Source organism: Pseudomonas sp. P5_A2_2, from assembly GCF_054177685.1.
On record NZ_JBGCUL010001138.1, the window covers coordinates 1 to 1,336 of the forward strand.

Below are 1,336 nucleotides of genomic sequence, written 5' to 3' on the forward strand. Positions count from 1 at the left end.
GTGCACTTCAGGGTTTTTACTTCGACATGCTGCATTTTTTCCGGGTGGCCGAGCTGTTCGATGAGCAGTTCCTGTTCGACATCAGCAAGCGCGACCTGGAGCGCCAGCGCAACCTCTCGCAGTTGTGCCTGCGCAATGTGGTTCCCGCCGGGTTCATCCGTCCGCGCCTGACGGCCGCGCGCAGCACGGTGCTGTTTTCCGCGACCCTCAGCCCCCGGCACTATTACGCCGATTTACTGGGGACACCGGCGGACACGGTGTGCATCGACGTCCAGTCGCCGTTTCATGCCGATCAACTGCAAGTGCACATCGTCGACCAGATTTCCACGCGGTTCGTGCATCGCCAGTCCTCCCTCGAACCGATCGTGGACTTGATCGCCAGACAGTTCTGCGCACGCCCCGGCAATTACCTGGCGTTTTTCAGCAGCTTCGATTATTTGCGGCAGGTGGCGCAGCTGCTCGCCGAGAAGCATCCGCACATCAGTCTGTGGTCGCAGTCCCGAGGCATGAGCGAAGCGCAACGTCAGCAGTTTCTCGATCGGTTTCACGCCGACGGCCAGGGTGTCGGTTTTGCGGTGCTTGGCGGGGCCTTTGGTGAAGGCATCGATTTGCCTGGTGCCCGGCTGATCGGCGCATTTATCGCCACCTTGGGGCTGGCGCAGCTCAATCCGGTGAACGAGCAACTGAAACGGCGCATGGCCGCCATTTTTGGCGCCGGTTACGACTACACCTATCTGTTTCCAGGCGTACAGAAAGTGGTGCAGGCCGCTGGACGGGTGATCCGCACCCAGCAGGATCAAGGGGTGGTGATGTTGATCGACGACCGTTTTGGCGAGAACAGGGTCAAGCAGTTGTTGCCGCGTTGGTGGGCCATTGCTCCGACGTTTTTTCGCTCTGCGTCGTAGGGATTTTTACCTTAAAAAACAGATACATACCTTGATTTAAACAACGACTTGAACAATCGGCGTACGCACGCTTTATTGAAGGGGCTGGATATCACAACCCAATTCTTTGATAAGGAAATCAAGGTATGTCAGAAGCACCGCAATACAGCTACTCCCCAGACGACGTGACCCAGGCGTTCGACGAGATCTTCCCCACGCTCTTCGCCGGCAAAACTGCCGAAACCATCCCAAAGTTGCTGATCACTGCGGGAGTGGAGGGCTCGGGCAAGACTTACCTGCTGGAAAAGAGCTTGCTGCCATCCGGGAATTACGGGAACTACATTCGACTGTACCTGCCCGAATATCGAAAGAAACACCCGCATTACGCCGATATGATCAAGCTCGGTGTCTTGCACGCCTACGAACATTCAGAAGCGTTTATCAGGGAACTC

Annotated in this window: 2 protein-coding genes; both read left to right on the plus strand. The window is 56.7% G+C overall.

From position 1 onward, the window contains the following. Window positions 1-905 (plus strand): ATP-dependent DNA helicase (locus tag ACXRVY_RS29505; RefSeq protein WP_458239019.1); only part of this gene is annotated, 905 nt, incomplete at its 5' end. A 125-nt stretch (window positions 906-1,030) separates the two neighbouring features. Continuing rightward, window positions 1,031-1,336: zeta toxin family protein (locus tag ACXRVY_RS29510; protein WP_458239020.1), on the plus strand; the 306-nt coding region annotated here is incomplete at its 3' end.